The following is a 20,016-nucleotide window of genomic DNA, read 5'->3' on the forward strand; positions in this document are numbered from 1 at the left end:
TTGAGTCCCGCCCCGCACAGCACCGCACCTCACGCCTCCCCAGCCTCGGCGGCCGGCCCGGCGCGGGCAGAGCCGCGCCGGACCGCCGCCTCCCTCGCGGACTCCTCGCGGCCGCCGGGGGCGGCCGCTCGGAGGCGCGCCACCGCCAACTCTATTTATAAACGATCGTCGGTCGACTCGTCCTCTCGGTCGTCGACTTTCCCGTCGCGTCGGTCGCGCTCCCGTGCTTTTTCGTCGCGCTCGGCGGGGTCGCCGTGCCCGCCGCCGCCCGGGGTGCGGATCGAGACGGTCGACCCGGCCGCGACGTCGACGGACGCCTTCGCCGGGACCGGCTCGCCGTCGATCAGGTTCTCGCCGAGCGCGCCGTCCTCGCCGCCCGCGAGCCCGCGCGGCGCGGTCCGCCGACGCTCGGTCAGAAGCGAGACGGTCGCGTCCCGCTCGACGGTGAGCGTCCGCTCGACGCCGAGCCCGCCGCGATACCGGCCGTCGCCGCCGCTCGACGGACGGAGCGCGTAGCGCTCGACCCGCAGCGGGTACGCCGTCTCCAGCGCCTCGACCGGCGTGTTGAGCGTGTTCGTCATCCCGACCTGAACGCCGTCCATCCCGTCCTTGGTCGGCCGGGCGCCGAACCCGCCGGCGATCGTCTCGTAGTAGGTGAACTCGCCGCCGCGGTCGCCGACGATCAGGTTGTTCATCGTCCCCTGGCCGCCGGCGGGGACGGCGTCCGGCACCGCCTCCGCGAGCGCTTCCAGCGTCACGTCGGTGACGCGCTGGCTCGTCTCGACGTTGCCGCCGACGACCGCGGCCGGCGGCCGCGGGTCGAGCAGCGACCCCTCGGGCGCGGATATCGAGACCGGCTCGTAGCAGCCGTGGTTCGGCGGGATCTCCGGGTCGGTGACCGCGCGGACGACGAAGTACACCGCGCTCTTCGCGACCGAGAACGGGGCGTTCAGGTTGCCGTCCACCTGGTCGGCGGTGCCCGCGAAGTCGACGTCGATCCGGGCGCCGTCGACGGTGACGGCGACCTCGACGGGGACGTCCGCGTCCGTCACCCCGTCGCCTTCGAGGACGTCGGCCGCGCGGTAGGTGCCGTCCGGGAGCTCCCGTATCTCGCTCTCGACGCGCTCGCGCGAGTAGTCGATGACGGCGTCGAACGCGTCGAGCAGCGTCTCGCCGTGTTCGTCGAGCAGTTCGCCGATCCGCTCCTCGGCGCGCGCGTTCGCCGCGCGCTGCGCGCGGAGGTCCGCCTCGCGCTCGTCCGGCGTGCGGACGTTGGCGAGGATCAGGTCGCGGACGGCCTCGTTCGGCTCGCCGCCGTCGACGAGCCGGACCGCCGGGAGCCGGAGCCCCTCCTCGTAGATCTCCCGCGCCCCCGGCGGCATGCTCCCCGGCGCGCTCCCGCCCACGTCGGCGTGGTGCGCGCGCGACACCGCGTAGCCCACGATCTCGCCGTCGGGCGCGATCGGCGAGACGAGCGTCACGTCCGGGAGGTGGGTCCCCCCGGCGAACGGGTCGTTGACGACGAACACGTCCCCCGGCTTCGGGTCCTTCTCCAGGACGACGTCGACCGCGTCGGGCATCGCGCCGAGGTGGACCGGGATGTGTTCGGCCTGCGCGACCATCCGGCCGTCGGCGTCGAACAGCGCCGTCGAGCAGTCCTGCCGCTCCTTGATGTTCGGCGAGTACGCGCCGCGGATCAGCACGTGGCCCATCTCGCTCGCGACGCTCTCCAGCTGGTTCCGGAGGATCTCCAGCGTGACCGGGTCGAGGCCCGCTCCCGGCTCCGCGTCGGTCACGAGTCGCTCACCTCCGCGACCAGCGCCCCGTCGTCGCGCAGTCGGACGCTCCACGCCGGCGGGACGACGACCGTGCTCTCGGGGCCCTCGACGACGGCCGGGCCCGCCACGCGCTCGTCGGCCGGGAAGCGATCCCGGTCGTAGACGGGGGTCTCGCGGGCCCCGTCGGGAAACACCGCCTCGCGGGTGGTCCGCGGCCCCGCGTCGGGGGCGCCGACGGACTCGATCGCCGGCGCGCTCCGGGGGACGGTCGCCGTCGCGCGGCAGTTCACCAGCTCGACGGGCTCGTCCGCCCGGTAGCCGTACGTCGACTCGTGGGCCGCGGCGAACCGCTCGCCGACGGCGGCCGGGTCGAACGGGCGCGCCACGCCGACGGTGAGCTCGAAGCTCTGCCCCGCGTACCGCAGGTCCGCGGCGTACTCGACGCGCGCCGCGTCCCGGTCGCTGACCTCGTCGAGCAGGTCGTCGGCGATCTCACCGTAGAGCGCGTCGACCGCGTCGGAGTCGACCTCGGCGAGCGGCCCCTGACGGGTCCGCACGGCGTCCCGCGTCTCGTCGGCAGCGAGCAGCCCGTAGGCCGAGAGGACACCGGAGGCGTGCGGAATGATAACGCGCTCGACGTCGAGGCCGTCCGCGATGGAGACCGCGTGCATCGGGCCGGCGCCGCCGAAGGCGACGAGCCCGAACCCGCGCGGGTCGTGGCCGCGCTCGACGGTGACGGAGCGGATCGCGCGCGTCATGTCGGCGTTCGCGACGCGGTGGACGCCCAGCGCGGTCTCGACCGGCCCCTCCATCCCCGCCTCGTCGGCGAGGTCGGCGAGCGCGTCGCGGGCCGCGTCCGGGTCCAGCGACAGGTCGCCGCCGAGGTCGGTGTCCGCGCCGACGTACCCCAACACGAGGTCCGCGTCCGTGACGGTCGGCTCCGTGCCGCCCTTGCCGTAGCAGGCCGGACCGGGGTCGGCGCCGGCCGAGCGGGGGCCGATCCGGAGCGCGCCGCCGGCGTCGACCCACGCGATCGACCCGCCGCCCGCGCCGACCGTCTCGACGTCGACCATCGGCGTGCCGATCGGTCGGTCCGCGACGGTCGCCTCCGTCGTCCGCTCGACCTCGCCGTCGCGGACGAGGCTCACGTCGCTGGAGGTCCCGCCCATGTCGAAGGTGATCAGCCCCTCTCGGTCGGCGTCGGTCCCGGCCGTCGCGCTCGCGCCCACGACGCCCGCCGCTGGCCCCGAGAGAACCGTCGTCACTGCGTTCCGCCGGACCGTGTCGGCGTCGGTGACGCCGCCGTTGGCCTGCATGATCCGCGGTTGCGGCAGGCCGAGGTCCCGCGCCCGCTCTGTGAGTCGCCCGACGTAGCCGTCGATCGCCGGGCGGACGTACGCGTCGACGACGGTCGTCGAGGTGCGCTCGTACTCGCGGAACTCCGGGAGCACCTCGTGGGAGGCCGACACCGGGGCGTCGAGCGCGTCGCGCAGCGCGTCCGCCAGTCGCCGTTCGTTCTCGGGGTGCCCGTACGCGTGGAGCAGGCAGACCGCGACGGACTCGACGTCCGCGTCGCGGAGGTCGGCGCCGAGCGACTCGATCGCCTCGTCGTCGACCGGTCGCTCTATCCCGTCGGCCGTCGCGCGCTCGGGGACCTCGAACCGGCGGCGCCTGGGGACGAGCGGCGCCGGTTTCTCGGCGTCGAGGTCGTACAGCGACGGCCGGGTCTGGCGGCCGATCTCCAGCACGTCGCGGAACCCCTCGGTCGTCACGAGCGCGGTCTTCGCCCCGTCGCCCTCCAGCAGCGCGTTGACGGAGACCGTCATCGCGTGGGAGAACTCGGTCACGGTCTTGGGGTCGATCTCGGCCGCCTCGCAGGCCTTCTCGATCCCGGCCGCGACGCCCTCGCTCTGGTCGTCGGTGCTCGGCACCTTCGCGGTGACGAGGTCGCCGTCGAGCGAGAGCGCCACGTCGGTGAACGTGCCCCCCACGTCGACGCCGATCGCTCGGCCGCCTGCCCGTCGGTCGTCCGTCGAATCGCCGTCCGCCGAATCGCCGTCCGCCGAATCGCCGTCCGCCGAATCGCCGTCCGCCGAATTCCCGCCCATCTACGACACCCCCGCGGCGTCGCGGTGGCTCCGGACGCCGAGCGGCGCGGTGTCTCGGTCGCGTGGCATGGAGCCCCCTCGTTACCGGACGGACTTAAGACCGCCCCGTTCGGGGATGCGGCCGCCTCGCGCGCCCCGGCGCCCGCCGGCCGGGAGCCGCGTCCCCGCGACCCGACGATCCCGCGAACATCTTCGGGAACAGTCGGAGGGGGGCGGCGGTCGGTGATCCGAATATGGGAGCAGTTCCGGGCGGAATCGACACGGCGCAGGGGCCGCCGATGACGGTCCCGCTTCGGCACTTCCTCGTCGGGCTGACCCTCCTCGGCGGCGCCCTGCTCGCCGGGATCGGGCTGATCGTCGACGCGGTGCCGGGGCTCGGCGGCCTCGTCCACGTCCACCTGTTCCTGATCGGGTGGGTGTGCGTGACGATCATGGGCGCGATGACGCAGTTCGTCCCGGTGTGGTCGGGGACGACGCTCCACTCGCGTCGACTCGCGAGCGCGCAGCTCGCGCTGGTCGTCGGCGGGCTGGTCGGGTTCGCGGCCGCGCTCGCGCTGGGCCGGCTCGCCTTGCTCGCGGTGTTCGGCGCCGTCATGCTTGTAGGGTTCTGGACGTTCGTCTACAACGTCGGACGGACCCTCGGAACGGTCGAGGAGCTCGACGTGACCGAGCGCCACTTCGCCGTCGCGCTCGCGTTCTTCGTCGTCCTGACCGCGCTCGGCGTCCTGCTCGCGGCGGACCTCGGCTCCGGGTTCCTCGCGGGCTTCGGCGTCTCGCACGGAGGCGTCCGCGGCGCCCACGTCACCCTCGCCGTCTTCGGCGCGGTGCTCACCACGATCTACGGCGCCCTGTACCAGCTCGGAACGATGTTCACGCAGACGGAGCTCCACGGGGTCGACCATCGCCTCCGCGCGGTCGAGGAGGTCGGCCACCCGGTGGGCGTCGTCGCACTTGCGGCGGGGCGACTGATCGGATCGACCGCCCTCGCCCGCCTCGGCGCCGCCCTGATCCCGCTCGCTGCCCTCGCGTTCGCGGTCGTCCTCGCTCGCCGGCTCTTCGAGATGCGCGTCGAGCGCACGCCGATGCACACGCGGTACGCGGTCGTCGCGCTCGCGCTGGCCGCGTGGGCCGCGACCGCCGCGCCGGCGTGGCTGCGGTCGCCGACCGCCCGGGAACACGTCCTCGGCGGGCCCGGGGGCGCACCGCTGCTGCTGCTCGGCGTGGTCGGGTTCGTGATCCTCGGGACGCTGTATCACGTCGTCCCGTTCGTCGTCTGGGTCGAGCGGTACAGCGACCGCCTCGGCTTCGAGGCGGTGCCGATGGTCGACGACCTCTACGACGACCGCCTCGCGGCCGCGGACGGGACGCTGCTGTTCGTCGGGACCGCGCTCGTCGTCGCCGCCGACCTCCTCGCGGGCGCGTCCGGGACGACGCTCGGGGGCGGCGCCCGGGGACCGGCGCTCGCCGGGATGTCCCTGGTGACGCTCGGCGTCGCCGTCTTCGCGGTCAACGCGGTTCGGGTGATCCGCCGACACAGCCCCGGGACGCTGGCACGCGTCGCGCTCGGCCGGTTCGGGGCGCGCTCGGCGTCCAGAGGAACCGACGGCGGCGACGGGGACGCCCCGGGCGACGGCGACGGTCCGGGCGACGGGGACGCCCCGAGCGACGGACCCGCAGCGGTGGAGTGAACACCGCGGCGAGGCGAGCGCTTAAGCGACGCCGGAGCGACCGCCACGTATGCGCATCGCGCTCATCGCTCACGACGAATTGAAAGACGAGATGGTCGCGTTCGTCGAGTCGCACACGGCCGTCCTCGACGAGTGCGAACTGGTCACCACCGGGACGACGGGCAAGCGCATCGTGGACGCGACCGGACTCGCCGTGAACCGACAGGCCTCGGGGCCGTACGGCGGCGACCTCCAGATCGGGGGGATGATCGCGAGCGACCGGATCGACGGCGTCGTCTTCCTCCGTGATCCCCTGACCGCGCAGGCGCACGAGCCCGACATCTCGGCGCTACTGCGGGTCTGTGACGTGAAGGACGTGCCGCTGGCGACGAACGTCGCGTCCGCGGAGCTGCTCGTCGAGGGGCTTCTCGGCGGCGATTCTCTCGACTGATACCGTCGACCGCGGTGATTTAAACCGGGCCGACGAACGGACGGTCGATGACGCGCCCGCAACGGACACGCGTCCGCGCCCTCGCGCTCGCGCTGCTGCTCCTCGCGGCGAGCCTCGGCGCCGGCGCGGTCGCGGGCCAGGCCGCGGCGTCGGGAGCGGCGCCCCACGCGTCGGGAGCGGTGGCCCACGCGTCGGGAACGTCGGTCCACTCGTCCGTCGACGGGCCCGCGGAGAGTCCCGCGACCGCCGGGCCCGACGTCGACGCGGACCGGGGCGAGGCCCCCCCGATCACGCGGTGTTTCACTGGAACGGGGTACCCGATATCGATCGGTGACGGCGAGGGGGGCGCGACGATGGAGGCGGTGGTCCACCTCTCCGTGCTGACCGACCCCGGCGCGGGCAACGAGTTCGGCGTCGAGACCGCCGGGCGACTCGACGGCGAACCGATCGTGGTCCTCGCTGCGGGCGTCAGGCTGACCGCCCGGCAGGCGATCGCCGACGGGATCGACCCGTTCGCGGCGTTCGACGTGCTGTACACCTACGAACTCCAGCTCCCGATGTTCGCCGGCGCGGTCGGCGACGCCGACTACGAAGACGACGGGTCGCCGATCGAGTCGAGCGCCGGCGCGGTCGACTGCTGATCGGCTATTCCGAGCGCTCGACGGCACCGCCCTCGGCGTCCGGCGGCCGAACGCCGCGCACCAGCGACAGCACGTCCCCTCTCGTCGCCTCGAAGCCGTCGCCGATCGGATAGGCGCCGCCCGCGAGCAGGTACTCGCCGGCCTCCCACACCGCCAGCAGGGCTTCGACGGGAACCCGTTCGCCGTCGACCGCGCAGCGGCCGTGGAACACGGTGAGCGTCGCGCGCGACGCGGCCGGGTCGTCGACGTCGAGGCGCCGCTCGTCGCGCCGCGCGAGGTCGGAGATGTCCCGGTCGGCGAGGCGGTCGCGGAACCCCTCGCGGGCCCGCGACTCGACGAGTCGGGTCAGGGCGGGGTTCGGCCCGGCGTCCGGGGAGACCCGGAGTCGGCTCGCGAAGAAGAACGGTCGCGGCGGGGCGGTCTCGCGCTCGTATCGGGCCGTCCCCGCCGTGATCGAGACCGGGCCGGCCTCGAACGGGCGTTCCGTCGCCGCCTCGACGAGCGTCCAGCCGTCGAGGCGGTCGCGGGGGACGACCGGTGGCTCCATGGTCCCGCCTCGCCCCGGACGGGAATAAAACGGACGGGCGCTCGGGTGGCGTCAGCCGGACGCCCGGGCGGCAACGGAGAAGATCCGAGAAGGGTGTCGGTCGCGCGCTGACCCGGTCAGTGGTCGTCTTCGCGCCACTTGTGTTCGCACTCGGTACAGACGAAAAAGCGGGTCTCGGACTCGTCGGCCGCGCGGATCTGCTGCATGTACCAGTACGCCCGGTCGTTGTCGCAGTTGGGACACTGAGCCGTCGTCGTCGGGAGCCCCTTGTCCTCGGCGTCGCTCACGTCGACGATCTCCGACTCGACCTGCGACTCGGTCGTCCACTCGTCGTCGCCGTCCTCGCGACCGATCTCGTAGCCGCAGGAGTCGCACACCCAGTGGTCTTCGCCCTCGCCGGATTTCATCATGGATCCGCACTCGTCGCAGAACTTCATGCCCGAACCTACCGCGGATCGTATTTAAACGGCGGGATCGCGCGCGAGGGTCGGACGCGCGTTCGGAGCGCCGACGCGCCCGTCAGTCCGCGTCGACGTGCTCGGCGAGCGCGAACCGGACGCGCTCCTCGTCTGGCCCCTTCGTCTCTCGGCCGGTGACGACGACCTCGCCGACGTCGGCGGTGTTCGCGACGTGGGTCCCGGCGCAGGCGGTGCGGTCGTACGGCTCGTCCTCGGCGTCCTGCCCCGCTATCTCGACGATCCGGAGCTCCTCGATCGAGTCGGGGAGGAGGTCGATCCGCGTCCGGTCGGTGTCCAGCGTCGCCTCCGCGGTCTCGCGGTCCATCGTGTAGCTCGACACCGGTCGCCCGTCGGCGACGAGCTCGTTGAGCCGGGCCTCGATCCGGTCGAGGTCGTCGTCCGTGAACCGGCCGTACTCGGCGTCGAGGCGCGCGCGATCGGCGTACAGCTGGTTGCCCGTCGTCCGCGCGTCGAACTCGTCGAGCAGGAGCGCCGACAGTAGGTGCTGCGCGGTGTGATAGCGCGAGTGCGCCTCGCGGCGGTCAGCGTCGATCTCACAGACGACGTCGGTGCCCGGCTCCGGGAGCGGAGGCGGCTCGGCCGCGTCGGCCGCCCCGTCGCTCTCGCCGTTCTCGCCGTTCTCCCCGCCGAGCGGTTCGATCTCGTGGTACACCGTGTCCCGCATCTGGACGTCGACGACGCGCCAGCGAGCGGTTCCGCCGCCGTCGGATCGGTCCGTCGCCGCGTCGCCTCCGTCGGCGACCCGGATCGTTCCGGTGTCGTGCGGCTGGCCGCCGCCGGTCGGGTAGAAGTGGGTCCGGTCGAGGACGAGGCGATCGGGGTCCGAGAGGACGCGTTCGACGGTCGCCTCGAACGCCGTCACCGTGTCGTCCGCGAGGTAGAGTCGCTCGGTCACGGGCGCTGAGAGGGGCGCCGTCGAGATATATCCCCTGCTCTTCGGAGCCGCAGCGGTGCCGAACCGCCGCGGTGAGCGGTCTTCCCGGCCTCGGGGGTATCGCGACTGATAGCCGGGTGTCCACGTTTATCAGCGGGGTCGACCTACTGGCCCGTATGAACGGAGCAGGGCGCGGAGCGACCGCCGAGCGCGCGCAGAGCGAGGTGCTCGGCACGGTGCTTTTGCTGGGCCTGACGGTCGCCGTCGTCGGCACCACGGTCGCGCTCGGCGGCGCCGCGCTCGACGACGCCCAGCGGACCGCCGACCTCCAGCGCGTCGAGGGGGCGATGACGCAGGTGGACTCCAAGGCGAGCCTCGTCGCGCACGGCGGGTCGCCCTCGCAGCGCGTTGCCGTCGACGTCGGCCGGGGGGCCGGCTTGCGGGTCGACGAGGACGCCGGCTGGCTGCGGATCGAAGTGCGCGGCGGCGACAACGGCACGTTCACGAACCAGACAGCGCTCGGCGCGGTCGTCTACGAGCGCGGCGGCGAGAGCGTCGCCTACCAGGGGGGCGGCGTCTGGCGTTCGAGCGGTGGCCGCTCGCAGATGGTGTCGCCACCGGAGTTTCACTACCGCGGGACCGACGGGCCCGAGACGCTCACGCTCCCGCTCGTGACCATCGAGAACGGGACGGGACAGCTCGGCGACGCGGTTCGGATCGGCGAGAGCCCGACCGACGCCGAGTCGGTGTTCCCCAACGACGACTACCGGAATCCGCTCTCGGACAGCAACGTCACAGTCGAGATCACGGTCCAGAGCGAGTACGCCGACGCCTGGGGTCGGTTCTTCGAGTCCCGGACGAGCGCCGACGTGACGGAGCTCGACGACGACCGCGTCCGGGTCCGGCTCCGGACCGCGACCGACCACCCGACCCTCAGCGCGAGCGTCTCGGCGACGGGCCGCTCGGAGCTCCAGATGGGCGACGTGGACTGGCTGTACGCCGACAGCTACAACTCGACGAACGGGACCTACGACTCACAACCGCCCGGCGACGGCGCCAGCATCCAGACCCGGGGCGACTTCGCGCTCACTAAGGGGGGCGGCGGGAACACCGAGACGGTCCAGATCCGGGGGGACCTCACGGCGGAGTCGTACAACATCCCCCCGGGGCAGTCCGACAAGCTGAACGTCAGCGGCGAGCGCCGCACCGAGACCGCGTTCGACGAACTCGCCCCGGTCGCCGGCGGGATCAGGGAGCGCATCGACGGCGTACGCGAGCAGGACCTCGTGACGGACGCGCCCGATCAGCCGACCGAAATCACTCTGTCTGGTAACGACTCGGAGACGATAACGGAGGATACGTACGTCAGCGGCGACGTCTCCGTCTCGGAGCGCGCCACGCTCCGAGTGACGGACGGGGCGACGCTCCACGTGGCGGGGAACTTGGAGGCAGAGGGGACGGAGAGCCGGATCGAGCTCGACACCGGCGGCGGGAACGTCACGGTCCTGGTCGACGACGGCGTCGACCTCAGCGGCAACGCGACGGTGCGGGCCCTCGGGGGCGGGCGAGCGGAGCTGTACGTAGACGACTCGATTAGCGTCCAAGGGACCGCCTCGGTGACGACCGCCGAGGACACGCGCCTCGACGTGTACAACACCGGCGAGATCGACCTCGACGGGCCGGTAGTGATCGCCGCCGACGGCGACGTGGCGGGCAACCTCTGGCTGTACTCCAGCGGCGACGAGATAGAGATGGAGGGCGGGGAGACCGACGACGACCGGATCCGGTTCACCGGCGTCTTCTACGCCCCACAGAGCGAGGTCGAACTGGAGGACCACATGGAGATCAAAGGGTCGTTCACCTTCCGGTCCTTCTCGTTCGACGACGGCGACATCCGGATCCACTACGACGAGGCGTTACGCACGCGCCAGCCGTTCGACGGCGAGACGGTCCCCGTCGTGAGCTACCTCCACGTCTCTACGCACGGCGTCGTCGTCGAGTCAGACTGAGGCCGGGACGCGTCGTCGTTCGCCGGCGCCCGCTCAGTCCGAGAACTCGACGCGGGCGACGGTCCGGTGGAGGACGAACCGCTCGTACTCGTCGGCCACGAACGTCACGGTGAGGTCGGCGGAGCCGTCCGTCGACACGGCTATCCGATCGCTGTCCTCCGCGAGGCCGCGGTAGTACCGCTCCCAGACGACCGCCTGCGTGGAGTTGATCGCGAGCGTGACGTTCTCGTCGGCGGCGCGGTCGTCGACGGGTACGTTTCGATCCGCGCGCTCGCCGACGACGAGAACCGTCCGCTCGCCGCTCGCGGTCTGCGACGGCCCGACGAGCCCGTACAGCGAGTAGACGACCGTGTCGCCGAGGAGGAGGTCGGGCTCTCTGATCATGACGCCGTTGTCGCCGTCCATCCGGAACACCGCGCCGTTCTCGTAGACGATGCGGGTGTCGCCGGCCCCGTGATACGTGAGCGACCCCCGTTCGACGAACAGCTCTCCCGTCCCGGTCCGGTTGACGCGGAACGCGGCGTCGCGGTCGAACGAGAGCTCGCCGCCGCCGAGCCGCAGCTCCGTCGCCCGGCTGGGCACGCCGTCGCGGCTGAGGTCGTTGAAGTTGTCGTGGAGGACGTCGAACGCGCGCTCGACGTTGTTGTCGCGCTCCGCGAGCTGAGCGTCCTCCAGCCCCCCGAGCCCGACGGTGAACGTCACGGCGATGGTGGAGGTGATCAGCGCGAACACCAGTACGAACCCGACGGTCTCGCTGACGCCGCGGTCGGCGGACAAGAACCCGCCGTCGCTGTCGGCGCACGGGGGACTGTCGTTGCGATCGGCCCCCTTCACGGCTCGCTCACCACCAGTTGGCCGTCTCCGCCGGGGCCGGCGTCCGAGTCCCACCGGATCTCGAGGTTCCCGCCGTCGACGGTCGCGTTTCGGACCGCGACGCCCTCGCTCGTGCGGAACGGGACCTCGACTTTCGCGTCGGTTCCGTCGCTCTCCAAGGCGATCGTTCCCCGAGTGCCGTTCGCGGCGATCCGTATCCGGTAGCCGGTCCCCGACACCCTGTCCGGGAGCGTCAGCGGTCGGTCGACCGTGAGGTTCTCTCGGGACTCCGCGGTCGCGACGAGCCTGTCGACGGTGCCGAGGTCGGCCGCGATCCGCTCGCCGACGACGGTGAGCTCTCCCTGCGCCGCGCGCTCGCGTTGCGTGTCGACGAACGACCCGCCCGCGACGAACAGCCCGGAGAGCAGCAGCGTCGAGATCGCGAGCGTCATCACGTAGCCGACGGTGACGGACACCGCCCGGTCGGTCCCGCCCGGGCCGTCACGCATCGCGCTCACCCGGCGCGAGCCGGACCGTGTCGCGGTAGGTCAGCTCCGGCGTCCGATGGAGGAGCTCGACTTCCACGCTGTATATCGCCTCGTCGACGTACGGTCGCAAGGGGCGGCCCGGGTTCGCGCCGTCGTCGCGGTCGTCGACGACGAGGTGGTACGTCCCCCGCGCCTGGTCGCCGTTCTCGTAGCGGACGTCGTACGGCTCGTACGGGTCGCCGTCGGTCTGGACCCATTCGGCCCAGACGAGCGCGTCGAACGGCTCGCCGTTGACGGTGCCGGCGGTGAAGTCGACGGTGTGGTTCTCGTCCGGGGGCGACGCGAACGTCTCGGCCGTCGTCCCGTTCGCGGTCTCCACCGTCACGGTGAGGTCGCCGTCCGTCTCCCGGGTCAGCGTCGCCGACCACGTCTCGTTGGTCCCGTCCGTCCTCCCGTCGGCCACGACGGTGAACGCGCCGCTCGTCGAGTCCGACAGCGAATCGGGGTCGACCGTCAGCCGGTAGTTCCGCGTCCGGGTCGCGTTGCCGGCCACGGTCCAGTCCGCGTCGTTCGAGCCGGGCGCAGTCATGTTCCGGAGGCCGTCGTCGGTCTCGTTCTGCGCGATGAAGTACCCCTCCTCGACGGTCGAGAGGTTCGGCCGCACCGCCGCGATCACCCCGTCGCGCGCGCGAAGGTCGCCGACCGTCCGACCGTACGTCTCCGCGCTCGCGCCGAAGGACTCGGTGACGTTCGCGGAGCCGTTCCGGTGTTCGCGGTGTAGGATTCCGGCGAGATCGTCGACGGCGCCGTCGCGGAATTCGATCGCCTCCGCGCCGCCCGCGTCGGCGCCCCGGGTCGCGAGGTTCTCCGTGTAGATGACGGTGTTCAACAGGAGCACGACGGCGACGAAGAGGACCGCGAGCGTCAGCCCCGTGATGAGGATGATCTGCGCCCGGTCCTCGTCGCGGTCGGCGCCGTCGCGCTCACGTCCGCGATCGCCCCGATCGTCGCGGTCGCGCTCGCGGCCGCCGAGGCGAGGGAGGCTCACATCTGCCATGCGGTGATGCGCACCTCCACGACCGTGTACAGGACCTCACCGTCGCCGTCGGCCGGATCGGCGAAGTACCCCCTGCCGGGGCCGTCCGTCGAGAGGACGTGCTGGTCGTCGTCGCCGAACCGGTCGTCGCCGTACAGCGCCACGCGGACGCTCGCCGTCGCCGCGTTGTCCGTCGGCGAGCCCATGTCGACCATCGAGACGTCGCCGGTCTCGTTGCCCCCGTCCTCGGGGTAGTAGACGTCGATGTCGAACGCGATCTGGCGGTCGCCGAACGCCTCCGTCAGCGGGTCATGAAGCGGGTGCGACTCCGGCGGCATCCCCGCGTACCCCTCCCCGTTGGCGGCGCCGACGAAGCTGCCGTTGTCGTAGTACAGCAGCGCCGCCTCGAGGTCGCCGCTCGCGTCGGTCGTCGACAGCAGGTCCTGCGCGGCGATCCCAGCCTGGTTCTCGACGTGCTGGTTCGACGTGCTCGCCGAGAGCGGCGTGACGGCCGTCGCCTGCGTGGCGAAGATGAGCCCGGTCACGAGGAGCAGCGCCGCCGTGAACGCCTCCAGCGTGTGCGCCTGCCCCCGGTCGTCGGGGAGATGTTCGACGAACATCTCACCACACCCGCAGCGTGAGTCGGTACGTCTCGGGACCCCGCGGGTCCTCGGGGTCGTCGATGGTGACGATGCGACTCGCCGACGAGACGCTCGTTCCGCCGGGCGGCGCGGGCCCGGCGCGCATCGCGACGGGGCCGTCCGTCGAGTTCAGCGTCTCTATCGCCCCGTGCTGCGTGACCGTGAGATTGAGCCCGCGGAGGTCGTCGACGCCGAGCTCGGCGTGGAGGTCATCGGCGTTCGCCGTCCAGGCGCAGTCCGACTCGTCCGCCGCCGCGTCGGGGTCCGTCCCGTCGAAGAACGCGAGGGTACACGCGTGCGACAGCGTCGCGGTCGTGCCGCCGGCGACCGACGGCTCCGCGAGCGACGACTCCGCGAGCCGCGCCGCGCCGCGCTCGGCGACGATGACGGTCGCCCCCTCGCCGACGGCGTACGGCTCCAACAGGGACGGGACGAACGCGAAGGTGAAGCCGACCGCGACGAGGAACACGGACATCCCGACGACGAAGTCGAGGACCGTCTGCGCGCGGTCACCCGACATAGATCCACACCCCCAGCGCCAGCGTCATCAGGATCACGGCGAACTTCACGCCGGAGATCAGTTCCGCGTCGCGGATGTAGCCGCTGATGAATCCCGAGAGGATCGCCTGGATCGTCACCGCGTGGAAGAACAGCATGGAGAGCACGTCGGGGTCGACGCCGCCCCCGCCGCCGAAGCCCGCCCCGCCGCCGCCGTCGCTCTGGCTCACGAGGTCGCCCATCACGTCGATGAACTGCGTCTGGAGGATGGCCATCACGCCGAGCAGCGTGACGTACGTCATCACGATGATCGCGACCTGCATCCGGGTCCGCGACTTCCGCTCGCGCTCGATGTCGTCCTGGTTCTCCGAGGCCTGCGCGGCCGTCGTCAGCACGTCCGTGATCTGCGAGGAGGCCTCCTGCGCCTCGGTGATAAGCTTCACCGTCCGCGCGAGCCGGGGCACCGCGTACGAGTTGTTGAACTCCACGAGGGCGTCCCGCAGGCTCATCCCGTAGTTCACCTTCGCGTGGATAACCTCGAACTCCTCGGCGAGCTTCCCGGTCGACGTCTCCGAGACGGTCTGGACGGACTCCAACAGCGTCTGTCCGGTGTCGTTCGCGGAGGAGAGCTTCCGGAGCGTCTCCGAGAGCTTCCCGGTCACCGCCCGGCGCGAGCGCTGGTGCCACTCGTAAAAGAACCCGAGGGGGATCAGGACGACGTAGACGGGGACGTAGAGCCAGACGAACGCCGACCACACCGGGCGGGCGACCCAGCCGTCGAACGTCGTCGGCGCCGAGCCGGCCGCGGCCGCGACGACGACGAGCGCGACCGCCGCGGGCACGGTCAACGCGAGGGTGTACAGCGGGTTCTCGCGGAGGAAGAGATGCGGCGCGGAGAGGATCTCCATCGTCTTGTGGGTCCCCTCGCGGTCGCGGATACGGTCGAAGACGGAGAAAGTCCCCACGAACGCCTCCACGAGCCCGAAGTGGAAGAGCCCCCTCCTGGCTCGTCTGTCGGAGCCGTTCGCTGCCGCCGTCCGGCTGGAGGTAGCCGTCGCCGGGCTCGTCCTGTTTCACCGTCGAGACCAGCACGAGGAACCCGGCGCCGACCAGGGGGATGAGGACGTACACGGTCGCGTACAGCAGCCGGTCGTCGGCCTCGCCCATCATCCCCATGATGACGAGGATGATGATGAGAAGCAGGGGAAACAGCGAGAGCGTCATGTACATCTCGCCGAACAGCTCTAAGGTCTCCAGCGTCATCTCGCGCTCCTGTTTCGACGTGCGGAGGTGTTTCTCCTTCTTGTCCTTCAGGAAGCTCTCCATGTCGCCGCCGGAGTTGACGATGGAGAGCATGTCGGCGAGGAACTGCGAGAGCTCGTCGGAGGGAGTCTCCATCGACTGCTGGCGGATCGCGTTCCGGTAGTCGGTGCCGAAGTACTCCGTCTCGTTGACGATGCTCTGGAACTCGCGGGACACCTCGCCGTAGGTGTCCTCGGCGGTCGCCATCGCGCGCAGGATCTCGAGCTGGTTGAGCCCGCCGACGGAGAGCGCGTACATGAACGACACCGAGTCGGCCAGCAGGAGGTTGATCTCCCGCTTCCGGGAGGAGGCCCGCGAGTACGGGACCGCGACGAGGCCGCCGAACCCGATCGCGAACCCGATCGATCCGAAGATCAGGCCGCTGAGAAGCACCGCCGTCGGCACGACGAGCGACCGGAGCAGCTCCTTGATCGCCGGCGTCGGCGCCGGCATACCGAGCGAGAGCGACGACGGGTCGATCAGCCCGAGCGAGAACACCCCGTAGCCGACCAGCGTGCCGAGCGCCCACAGCGCCCCGCCGACCAGCAGGCCGACCGCCAGCGCCAGCGAGACGTACATCTCGACCTGGTCGGGCATCCGCGCCTCCGAGAGCTTGCGCTCGACGTCCGCGACGAAATCGCCCTCGGGGTCGAACAGCAGCTCGAAGGCCGGGTAACACAGCTCCGCGAGGACGTTCGCGTCGACGCCGCCGTCGCCCGCGTCCACGTCGAGGCTCACGGCGCTGCCCTCGCGACGGGCATAGTCACCCGTCCTCCGCGGGCTCGACGGCGTCGAACCCCCAGTCGTCGATGTCGTCGGCCGATCCCTCGTCGAAACCGTCGCCGCTCTCGCCTTCGTCCTCAGAGTTGTCGATCTCACCTTCGTCCTCGGTGCCGTCGCTCTCGTCAGCTCCCTCCACAAACTCTCCGCCGTCCTGATCCGGATCTCCGTCGTCGGTTTCGGCCGAGGGCTCGCCCGCGACAGAGTCCGCGGCGCCGAACCCCTCGCTCACGTCGAGGTCCGCGTCCGGGCCGGGGTCCGCGCCCCGCTCGGGCGGGCCCCCGGGCGACGATAGCACGTCGACCCCCTCGTCGAAGGGCTCTCCGAAGTCGATCCGGTTCGGGCCGCCGGAGCCGTCGCCGGCCGCCTCGGAGACGCCCTCGAAGTCGCCGTGCGCGGGGTCCGGAGACGGGGTTCCCGAGGGGGCCGACCCCTCGGCGTCCGGTGGCGTCGCGCTCGCGTCGTCCGCGTCCGTCGCGTTCGTCGCCGGCTCCGGCCCGGCCGGATCGTCGTCGGCCGCCTCGGCCTCCCGGGCCGTCTCGGCGAGCGCCTCGCGGTCGCTCGGGGTCGCTTCGACGTCGCCCGCGTGGTTCATCTCCAGGAGCGCGTCGGCGACCGAGTCGGGCACCTCGCCGCGGTACGTCTCGAACAGGTCCTCGGCGGACTCGAGTATCTCCGCGGCCTCGGCCTCGCCGTCCGCGTCCGGCTTCGGCCGGGGGACGAGCGCCTCCTTCTCGCGGTCGACGTTGATCAGCACCGACTCCATCTCGCGGAGGTCCTCCAGCGAACGCTCCAGCTCCTCGTTGGCCATCAGCGCGAGGACCGTCTCCGGGTCGTTGATGAACGCCTGGAACGTCGCCGCCACCTGTGCGTAGCTGTTGAGCCCGCGATCGATGAGGTACGCCAACACGACCCGCCGCTTGCGCAGCTCCTCGTCGAGGGTCGCCCGGCTCCAGCCGCGGTCGAACATGATGTCTTCGAGGGTGTTCGAGTCGCCCATCTGGAGGAACTCGTCCGTCTCCGCCTGCCACTGGAACACGTCCTGAACGTTGATCTCGTCGTTCTCGGCGTCGTAGTGGTTGATCTCGGTGATCGACTTGTTCCGCCGGACCTTCTTCCCCTGAACCCGAGTGGAGGTCTGGATCGAGACGAGGTCCAGCGCCGTGAACATCGTCTTCGAGACGTTGATCGGATCGGTGGTGAACCGCTTGAGCACCTCGCCGACGGAGTCCGCGTGGAACGTGGTGTAGGTGGTGTGTCCGGTGGACATCACCTGGAAGGCGGTCCGACCCTCCTCGCCGCGGATCTCGCCCATCACGATGTAGTCGGGGCGCTGACGGAGCGCGGCCTCCAGTAAGTCGAACTCGTCGATGTCGCCCTTGTCGTCGTCGGAGAAGGAGGGGCGCGTGACGGAGGCGATCCAGTTGCGCTGGGGGAGCTCCACCTCGCGGGTGTCCTCGATGGAGACGATCTTCGCGTTCGAGGGGATGAAGAGGGAGACGGCGTTCAGGCTCGTCGTCTTCCCGGACGCGGTGCCGCCCGCGAAGATCAGGCTCTTGTGGTTCTCGATCGAGAGCCACAAAAAGGCCATCTCGTCGAGCGAGAACGTCTTCCAGTTGATGAGGTCGATCGGGGTGAAGGGGACGTCGTTGAACTGCCGGATCGTGTAGTTGGTCCCGTGGTCGGACACCTCACGGCCGAGCGTGAGCTGGGCCCGCGAGCCGTCCGGGAGGGTGGCGTCCACCTGCGGCCGGCGCTTCGAAATGCCCTTCCCCGAGCGCTGCGCGAGCTTCACGACGAAGTCGTCGAGCTCGTCGGTGCCGTGGTAGACGTTGGTGATGATCTGCTCGTACTCGGAGTGGTAGACGAAGACCGGGGAGTCGTACCCGTCACAGGAGATGTCCTCGACGTTGATGTCGTACTTGATCGGGTCGATCCGCTCGTAGCCGACGAAGTCCCGCTTCAGGTAGTACAGCAGCTTTTCGACCTGATGGGCGGAGAGCGTCCGGGAGTCCTCGGCAAGAAGCGCGGGCTCGGGCCGAGCGCTGATCTTCGGCGGGTCGGCCGGCTCCTCGGTCGGGGGCTCGTAGCCCAGCGACTCCGCGATCCGCCCGGCGATTCCCTCGGTCGGGTCGATGCCGAACCGGTCGACCAGCGTGTCCGCGATGCCGCGTTCCTCGCCCTCGTCCTCGTAGAGTCCGTAGCGGTCGAGCAGCGTGCGCGTCTCCTCGACTATCACCTCCTCGCGGAACGACTCGTCGCCGCCCGCGATCGACTCGTCGGCGTACTTGATCGAGGTCCGGAGCTTGCCGGTGAGGAACTCCGTGAGGTCCGTCTCGATCTCCGTCCGGTACGGCTGGACGGCGTAGTACTTCGCCTCGTTCTCCTTCCGCGACCGGAAGACGATCACGAACGCGTACGGCTTGTTCACCCAGTAGCGCTCCTCCTCTTGGAAGTGCGTCTTCTTCGGCATCGGCACCGCCTTCTCCAGGTCGTACCGGTTCGTCAGCGTGGTGTGGCCCTCGTCGGTCGAGAAGAACGCGTCCTCGTCGACCTCGGGGTTGACGTCCACGGTCCGCTCCTCGACGAGGTCGACGAGGTCGGCCGCGGCGCCCCCGCCCACCCCGAGCAGCTCCTCGGTCCGGTCCGGATCGAAGCCGAGCGCCTCGGTCTTGTCCTCGTGGGTGAACTCGAGCGGCACCGCCTCCTCCTCCTCGTTCTCCTCGGTCGGCGGGTTCCCCTCCTCGTCGAGGAAGAACTCCTCGCGGTAGTCGTCCCACGTGTAGTACCCCTTCAACACGGGGACCGAGTAGGGGTCGTACCGGGCCGCACACAGGTCCCAGAGGACGTCCCCGACCGCGGCGGCCGCGCGGAACCGGTAGTCGGTCTCGCTCGGGTCGAATCCGAGGAGCGTCGCCGGATCGAAGTCGACTCGGTCCCACTCCTCCGGTGTCGGCACGCGCGACGGGACCGACTCGACGCTACCGCCGGGCGCGACGACGACGCCGGCGACGCCGCCGCGGCCGACCGGGACGTCGAAGACGGTCTCGGGGGCGCTGTCGAGGCGTTCGGCCTCGTCGTGGTCGCTCCGCTCGTCGTCTCCCTCGTCGCCACGCGCGTCTAGCTCGGTCGCGTCCGTCTCCTCGTTCGCAGCCGTTTCGTCGCTCGTATCGACCGCTTCCCGTACTTCTGTTTCCGTTTCGTCCGCGTCTCCGGCGGACTCCGCGGCCGATCCCAGCTCGGCGTCGGCCTCGGGAGCAGCGTCGTCACCAACATCGTCGTTCTCGACGCGGTCGGGCGCCGCCGGCGCCGCTACCCGTTCGCCGGTCGGCACGACGGCGGCCCCGTCGAGGACGACGGCGTCGGTGCCGACCACGAGCGTCCCCCGATCGGGGGTGCCGTGGCCGGGCACCTCGGTCTCGCCGTCCGCTTCGAAGGGCTCGTCGACGCCCGGGGCGCGAACGATCTCGCCCGCGCCGTTCGGAAGGTGGAGCGCGACGGCGTCCGCCGGGACGGCCGGCGCGTCCGGCACGTCGGCGTACACGCGCTCCGCGGCGTCCTCGTGGCCGTGCTCCGCGAGCAGCGACCGCCAGGAGTACCGATCGGTGACGACCGGCGTGCCGTCGCTCGTTCCGTCCCGCTCGGCGGCCTCCGAGAGGTCGGATGCCCCGTCGGCCGGGTCGTCTGTCTCGTCTCGATTTCCCGACTCCGTTTCCGCCCCGTCCGCCGTCGCCGCGTCCGAGTCCGCCGCGTCTGAGTCCGCCCTGTCCGCCGTCGCCGCGTCCGGGTCGGTCGCCACGGACTCCGCCGCGCTGGACGCCGATCGATCGCCCTCGGGGTCGGATCGGGGGGCGGACCGCTCGGCGTCCTCGTTGGCCATGGTCGAGGGAACGGCGCATCCGTT

General features: G+C 71.3%; 15 protein-coding genes and 1 pseudogene. 4 read left to right on the forward strand and 12 right to left on the reverse strand.

Annotated elements, in window-relative coordinates:
* Positions 1-155: 155 nt before the first annotated feature.
* Positions 156-1,796 (reverse strand): hydantoinase B/oxoprolinase family protein, encoded by a 1,641-nt coding sequence (locus AC4NMM_RS07175; protein ID WP_096393003.1) that lies wholly within the window; start codon positions 1,794-1,796, stop codon positions 156-158.
* Positions 1,793-3,886 carry a hydantoinase/oxoprolinase family protein gene (locus AC4NMM_RS07180; RefSeq protein WP_491923928.1) on the reverse strand — a complete coding sequence of 698 codons (2,094 nt, stop codon included), beginning with the start codon at positions 3,884-3,886 and terminating at the stop codon, positions 1,793-1,795. Before AC4NMM_RS07180 ends, AC4NMM_RS07175 begins: the two co-directional genes overlap by 4 nt.
* Before the next feature lie 278 nt (positions 3,887-4,164).
* Between AC4NMM_RS07180 and AC4NMM_RS07185 the strand changes: the two genes are divergently transcribed.
* From AC4NMM_RS07185 to AC4NMM_RS07195, 3 genes are read left to right on the forward strand one after another with little or no spacing between them, the layout of a single operon-like run.
* Positions 4,165-5,574, forward strand: coding sequence for a hypothetical protein (locus AC4NMM_RS07185; RefSeq protein ID WP_491923956.1), 1,410 nt, complete (start codon positions 4,165-4,167; stop codon positions 5,572-5,574).
* A gap of 49 nt (positions 5,575-5,623) precedes the next feature.
* Positions 5,624-6,004, forward strand: coding sequence for a methylglyoxal synthase (locus AC4NMM_RS07190; protein ID WP_096393001.1), 381 nt, complete (start codon positions 5,624-5,626; stop codon positions 6,002-6,004).
* A gap of 47 nt (positions 6,005-6,051) precedes the next feature.
* The gene (locus tag AC4NMM_RS07195) at positions 6,052-6,645 is read left to right on the forward strand and encodes a DUF7332 family protein (protein WP_491923929.1); all 594 of its coding nucleotides are present in this window, start codon (positions 6,052-6,054) and stop codon (positions 6,643-6,645) included.
* Between the two features lie 4 nt (positions 6,646-6,649).
* Here the strand turns inward: AC4NMM_RS07195 and AC4NMM_RS07200 are convergent, their stop codons facing one another.
* From AC4NMM_RS07200 to AC4NMM_RS07210, 3 genes are all read right to left on the reverse strand, one after another.
* Positions 6,650-7,192 (reverse strand): DUF6517 family protein, encoded by a 543-nt coding sequence (locus tag AC4NMM_RS07200; RefSeq protein ID WP_096392999.1) that lies wholly within the window; start codon positions 7,190-7,192, stop codon positions 6,650-6,652.
* A gap of 116 nt (positions 7,193-7,308) precedes the next feature.
* Positions 7,309-7,629: a transcription factor S gene (locus AC4NMM_RS07205; RefSeq protein ID WP_491923930.1), complete on the reverse strand. Its 321-nt coding sequence runs from the start codon at positions 7,627-7,629 to the stop codon at positions 7,309-7,311.
* 82 nt (positions 7,630-7,711) lie between these two features.
* Entirely contained in the window at positions 7,712-8,566 is an 855-nt protein-coding gene (locus tag AC4NMM_RS07210; RefSeq protein ID WP_096392997.1) for an alanyl-tRNA editing protein, read from the reverse strand.
* A 155-nt stretch (positions 8,567-8,721) separates the two neighbouring features.
* On the opposite strand from AC4NMM_RS07210, the gene AC4NMM_RS07215 reads away from it, so the two are divergent.
* Positions 8,722-10,554 (forward strand): DUF7289 family protein, encoded by a 1,833-nt coding sequence (locus AC4NMM_RS07215; protein WP_491923931.1) that lies wholly within the window; start codon positions 8,722-8,724, stop codon positions 10,552-10,554.
* 33 nt (positions 10,555-10,587) lie between these two features.
* Here AC4NMM_RS07215 and AC4NMM_RS07220 read toward each other — a convergent pair whose 3' ends face one another.
* The 7 genes and pseudogenes from AC4NMM_RS07220 to AC4NMM_RS07250 all read right to left on the reverse strand — a co-directional run bounded on the left by AC4NMM_RS07220 (position 10,588) and on the right by AC4NMM_RS07250 (position 19,992).
* On the reverse strand, positions 10,588-11,388 hold the full coding sequence (locus tag AC4NMM_RS07220) for a DUF7289 family protein (RefSeq protein ID WP_491923932.1): 801 nt from the start codon (positions 11,386-11,388) through the stop codon (positions 10,588-10,590).
* Positions 11,385-11,876: a DUF7266 family protein gene (locus AC4NMM_RS07225; protein WP_096392995.1), complete on the reverse strand. Its 492-nt coding sequence runs from the start codon at positions 11,874-11,876 to the stop codon at positions 11,385-11,387. Before AC4NMM_RS07225 ends, AC4NMM_RS07220 begins: the two co-directional genes overlap by 4 nt.
* The gene (locus AC4NMM_RS07230) at positions 11,869-12,912 is read right to left on the reverse strand and encodes a DUF7261 family protein (RefSeq protein ID WP_491923933.1); all 1,044 of its coding nucleotides are present in this window, start codon (positions 12,910-12,912) and stop codon (positions 11,869-11,871) included. The genes AC4NMM_RS07225 and AC4NMM_RS07230 overlap by 8 nt, the downstream gene beginning before the upstream one ends.
* Positions 12,900-13,511 carry a DUF7288 family protein gene (locus tag AC4NMM_RS07235; protein ID WP_491923934.1) on the reverse strand — a complete coding sequence of 204 codons (612 nt, stop codon included), beginning with the start codon at positions 13,509-13,511 and terminating at the stop codon, positions 12,900-12,902. Before AC4NMM_RS07235 ends, AC4NMM_RS07230 begins: the two co-directional genes overlap by 13 nt.
* A gap of 1 nt (position 13,512) precedes the next feature.
* A complete protein-coding gene (locus AC4NMM_RS07240; RefSeq protein WP_096392993.1) occupies positions 13,513-14,052 on the reverse strand; it encodes a DUF7287 family protein in 540 nt (179 codons plus the stop codon).
* Positions 14,042-16,070: pseudogene (locus AC4NMM_RS07245) on the reverse strand (type II secretion system F family protein). The gene AC4NMM_RS07240 and the pseudogene AC4NMM_RS07245 overlap by 11 nt, the downstream one beginning before the upstream one ends.
* A 25-nt stretch (positions 16,071-16,095) precedes the next feature.
* Complete coding sequence (locus AC4NMM_RS07250) at positions 16,096-19,992, reverse strand: ATPase, T2SS/T4P/T4SS family (RefSeq protein WP_491923935.1); 3,897 nt, start codon at positions 19,990-19,992, stop codon at positions 16,096-16,098.
* Positions 19,993-20,016 lie beyond the last annotated feature (24 nt).

It is taken from the genome of Halorubrum sp. SD41, assembly GCF_058630335.1.

What these genes read in the sequence shown, in the direction of transcription:
- AC4NMM_RS07195 (WP_491923929.1), top strand. Translation starts at nt 6,052, where the DNA reads ATGACGCGCCCGCAACGGACACGCGTCCGCGCCCTCGCGCTCGCGCTG.
- AC4NMM_RS07235 (WP_491923934.1), bottom strand. Translation starts at nt 13,511, where the DNA reads ATGTTCGTCGAACATCTCCCCGACGACCGGGGGCAGGCGCACACGCTG.
- AC4NMM_RS07190 (WP_096393001.1), top strand. Translation starts at nt 5,624, where the DNA reads ATGCGCATCGCGCTCATCGCTCACGACGAATTGAAAGACGAGATGGTC.
- AC4NMM_RS07215 (WP_491923931.1), top strand. Translation starts at nt 8,722, where the DNA reads ATGAACGGAGCAGGGCGCGGAGCGACCGCCGAGCGCGCGCAGAGCGAG.
- AC4NMM_RS07200 (WP_096392999.1), bottom strand. Translation starts at nt 7,192, where the DNA reads ATGGAGCCACCGGTCGTCCCCCGCGACCGCCTCGACGGCTGGACGCTC.
- AC4NMM_RS07230 (WP_491923933.1), bottom strand. Translation starts at nt 12,912, where the DNA reads ATGGCAGATGTGAGCCTCCCTCGCCTCGGCGGCCGCGAGCGCGACCGC.
- AC4NMM_RS07205 (WP_491923930.1), bottom strand. Translation starts at nt 7,629, where the DNA reads ATGAAGTTCTGCGACGAGTGCGGATCCATGATGAAATCCGGCGAGGGC.
- AC4NMM_RS07250 (WP_491923935.1), bottom strand. Translation starts at nt 19,992, where the DNA reads ATGGCCAACGAGGACGCCGAGCGGTCCGCCCCCCGATCCGACCCCGAG.
- AC4NMM_RS07240 (WP_096392993.1), bottom strand. Translation starts at nt 14,052, where the DNA reads ATGTCGGGTGACCGCGCGCAGACGGTCCTCGACTTCGTCGTCGGGATG.
- AC4NMM_RS07225 (WP_096392995.1), bottom strand. Translation starts at nt 11,876, where the DNA reads ATGCGTGACGGCCCGGGCGGGACCGACCGGGCGGTGTCCGTCACCGTC.
- AC4NMM_RS07180 (WP_491923928.1), bottom strand. Translation starts at nt 3,886, where the DNA reads ATGGGCGGGAATTCGGCGGACGGCGATTCGGCGGACGGCGATTCGGCG.
- AC4NMM_RS07185 (WP_491923956.1), top strand. Translation starts at nt 4,165, where the DNA reads ATGACGGTCCCGCTTCGGCACTTCCTCGTCGGGCTGACCCTCCTCGGC.